General features: G+C 63.7%; 4 protein-coding genes. 2 read left to right on the forward strand and 2 right to left on the reverse strand.

The window, feature by feature from the left end:
• Positions 1-143: 143 nt before the first annotated feature.
• Positions 144-395 (forward strand): cell division protein CrgA, encoded by a 252-nt coding sequence (locus AC1DBQ_RS22385; RefSeq protein WP_476930607.1) that lies wholly within the window; start codon positions 144-146, stop codon positions 393-395.
• A gap of 177 nt (positions 396-572) precedes the next feature.
• Positions 573-1,178: a DNA-3-methyladenine glycosylase I gene (locus tag AC1DBQ_RS22390; RefSeq protein WP_476930604.1), complete on the forward strand. Its 606-nt coding sequence runs from the start codon at positions 573-575 to the stop codon at positions 1,176-1,178.
• A gap of 1,181 nt (positions 1,179-2,359) precedes the next feature.
• On the opposite strand, the gene AC1DBQ_RS22395 is transcribed toward AC1DBQ_RS22390, so the two are convergent.
• Together AC1DBQ_RS22395 and AC1DBQ_RS22400 are read right to left on the reverse strand one after the other, a co-directional pair.
• The gene (locus AC1DBQ_RS22395) at positions 2,360-3,226 is read right to left on the reverse strand and encodes a rhomboid family intramembrane serine protease (protein WP_476930605.1); all 867 of its coding nucleotides are present in this window, start codon (positions 3,224-3,226) and stop codon (positions 2,360-2,362) included.
• Between the two features lie 8 nt (positions 3,227-3,234).
• On the reverse strand, positions 3,235-3,680 hold a 446-nt coding region (locus AC1DBQ_RS22400; RefSeq protein ID WP_476930606.1), incomplete at its 5' end, for a peptidylprolyl isomerase.

The raw sequence follows: 3,680 nt of genomic DNA on the forward strand, positions 1-3,680 counted from the left end.
GGGGGTCAACGGTGTGGCCTGAACTACAGCTAGAATTGACTGCGAACAAGAATTCAAACTTGACCAAGAGCGCGCTGGCCGCCGGGGKCTTACCTCCTGCACGATACCAAGCCGCTCTTGTTCCGGCCCGCCAAGGAGGATCAGTGCCCGTCTCGAAGCCGCGTAAGAGGACTGCCAGTGTGGCCCCGCAGACTTCTGCTGCGGCCTACAAGCCCAATCCGGTCTGGTTCAAGCCCGTCATGTTTGGCCTGATGATCGTTGGTCTGCTGTGGATCATCACGTTCTACATCACTCAAGGCGCCTTTCCGGTACAGGCCTGGGGCTCATGGAACATCGTCGCCGGGTTCGGAATMGCGATCATCGGCTTCCTGATGACCACGCGCTGGCGTTCCTGAACCACGCCTCCGCGGAGCATGTCCCTGATGGGCCGGTACACATTGTGTGCCGGCCCATCACCGTTAATCCCGGCGCTCGAGCGCCCGGCTCCCAGGTTCCAGGTAGCCGTGCTTCAGGCGGCGGTGCCCTTTKACCGATAATGCTGGGAGCGGCATTAACCCAGCGAAGGATTCCAGATGACCCCGGCAGTTAGCGGCTCAATTATTGGCGACGACGGGCTGGCGCGGCCTGTGTGGGCAGCCGTGGATCCCATGCTGCGTGAATACTACGACACCGAGTGGGGAATGCCCGTCCGGGAAGAGCAGGGTCTCTACGAACGAATCTGCCTCGAGGGGTTCCAGGCCGGGCTGTCCTGGGCGACGATTCTGCGGAAGCGGCCCTCCTTCCGTGCGGCATTCAAGGACTTCCACCCGGAGACGGTTGCGTCCTTCACCGACGCCGATGTGGAACGGCTCATGCTCGATGCCGGCATTGTCCGGAACCGGCTCAAGATCCAGGCAACGATCACGAACGCCAGGGCCACTCTGGCGTTGCGGGACGACGGCGGCCTGGTCGACTTCGTCTGGGCCTTTCAGCCCTCAACCACGCCCCGGCCCCATTCGCTGGACCAGGTCCCGACGACCTCGGCCGAGTCTGTGGCCCTGTCCAAGGCGCTGCGCAAGAAGGGCTTCGCGTTCGTCGGACCCACCACCATGTTTGCGCTCATGGAAGCCATCGGAATTGTGGATACCCATCTGCTGGACAGCCACCGGCGCGGAACGTCGGGCGTCTGGCCGCACTGATGCCGCGGTTCGGTGGGGCGGACTGACGCGGTGCCGCGCAGCGCCGGATGCATGAACCGACTTTATCCACAGCTGTGCACAAGTCTGGGGAAACTTATCCACATTGTTCATAAGTTTCCGTTCATTCATGCCTTCCATCCCTGTTAAAAGGCCGCAGCTGGCCGCCCCGGAGACGGCGGGATCTCCGCCGGGCCATGAATTACAAAGCTGTAAGTTATTAACAGTGTGGATTCCCTGTGGAAAAGTGTMGTTGATCGGCCCTCCGCCCCGTCCGGCGCTTCGCGGCCGTGCCAGGCGACGCCAGAAGCAACTGTTCCGGCCGGCGGACTGCGACGAATAAGTTATCCACTTAGTAACAGTGTTCTACCCACAAGTTATCCACAGCTGGGGATAACCGCCGGCGCGGGAATCCGGCATGCCTTGCTGGTGGGCCATGAACCGGATTTCTTCGCGCCGCTGCTAAGAGCATCAAGTTATTAACACTGTGAATAACCCTGTTGAAAGACCTCGGGACCGGCCGGCGACGCGTGCCGTGCAGCCTGAAGCKCGGCCGGTCACACGATCCAGCGACGCGGGGCGGCGGACCGGCGGGAGGCCGGCAGCCCATCTGCAGTTCCTGGGGACGCATTGTTGCATGTTGCAGGGCGAAGCAGCGGACTCGGCGAATAAACAGAGTTGTCCACTTACTCACAGGGCAACCCACAGAAGTTATCCACAGGTGTGGAGATCCATCGGACGGCTTCACCACGCTCCCGGAAATTCGCCAGCTGTGGCCGTCAGATCGGGAAACCCGGCACGAACTACACGCATGTAAGTTATTAACAATGTGGATAAACCCTGTGGAAAACTTCCACCGGCGACAGCGGAGATCGCCGCGGATCGGACGGGTTTTCCCCGGGGGTGCAGACGGGGGTGCAGACGGGTGGGTGCAGACGGGTGGGTGCAGACGGGTGTTCGGGTCGTGCCGGCGGGCTGGTGGGGTGCGCCGTCCGGRGCGGCTTTGCGGGCCGGAGACGGCGATAGACGGCCGGGGAGCGGCGTGTTCACGTCGAAGTGCCCCCGGACGAAACTGCCCGGAACTGCGCCCGGATGGATGGGCACGAGTACGGCAGGGCGCAGACGGGATCGGCGGCAAAGGGCGCCGCGGGGTGGACGGCAAAGGTGGCGGAGGCGGGCCCGACTTAAGCGGCGCCGGCCATCCGGACGCCTGAAACGACGATCACGAGCGCCAGGACGCCGGCGAGGCCGATCACCTGGATCAGAGTCTGCCGGGGTCCGCGGGGAGTGTAGGCAATGACGACGGCGCTCAGGGCGCCGGTGACGAGGCCGCCAAGATGGGCCTGCCACGCGATCTGAGGGACCATGAATCCGATGACGCCGTTGATGGCGATCAGGACCAGGAGTTGGCGGATATCGCCKCCGCGTTGCCGCTGGACCACCAGCAGGGCGCCGAACAGGCCGAAGATGGCGCCGGAGGCTCCGACGAGGCCAACGGGGCCGTTCACGGGATAGACCGGGGTCAGCAGGAGGAAGCCGGCCGAGCCGCCGACGGCGGAGAGCAGATAGATCGCCAGGAAGCGGACATGGCCCAGCAGCGGTTMAAGGATCTGGCCGAAAATCCACAACGTGTACATGTTCAGGACGATGTGGAGCAGGAATCCCTGGGAGTGCAGGAACGCCGACGTGAGCATCCGCCACGGCTCGCTGTCAGTGAAGGCGGGGGCGTAGGCCAGCTGCTGGTAGATCCCGTCGTTGGGGACGATCCACTGCAGGGCATAAACAAGGGCGCACAGACCGATGATCACGAGAGTGACGACCGGTTTGCCGATGGTCACGGCGCCGCCGTAGACGGTCCTGACGATCGGCGTCGTGCGTTTGGTTTCGTTGACGCAGTCAACGCATTGGAATCCGACGGCGGCCGCCCGCTGGCAATCGGGGCACGCAGGGCGCCCGCATCGCTGGCAGCGCACATAGGCGGGCCGGTCCGGGTGTCTGGGGCACACCGGGATCTCCGCGGACGGCTCTGCCGCCGGAACTCCGTAGCTCATGGTGTGGGTTAGAGCTTCTCGATATCAATGCTGTTGATGGTGACGTCCTCGACGGGGCGGTCGCCCATGCCGGTGCGGACGCCCTCGATCGCGTCGACGACCTTCTTGGATTCTTCATCGGCGACCTCGCCAAAGATGCTGTGCTTGCCCTGCAGCCAGCCCGTGGGGATGGTGGTGATGAAGAACTGGGAACMGTTGGTGCCGCGGMCCATCTGGATGCCGGCGTTGGCCATGGCCAGCTTGTACGGCTCGTTGAACGTCAGTTCCGGGTGGATTTCGTCGTCGAACTTGTAGCCCGGTCCGCCCGTGCCGCGGCCCAGCGGATCGCCGGCCTGGATCATGAAGTCCTTGATGATACGGTGGAAGATGGTGCCGTTGTAGAGCGGCGTGCCCGTCTTGTCCTCGCCCGTTTCCGGGTGGGTCCAGGCCTTCTCACCGGTGGCCAGTCCGACGA

This window comes from Arthrobacter sp. 10T413_2, from assembly GCF_056394205.1.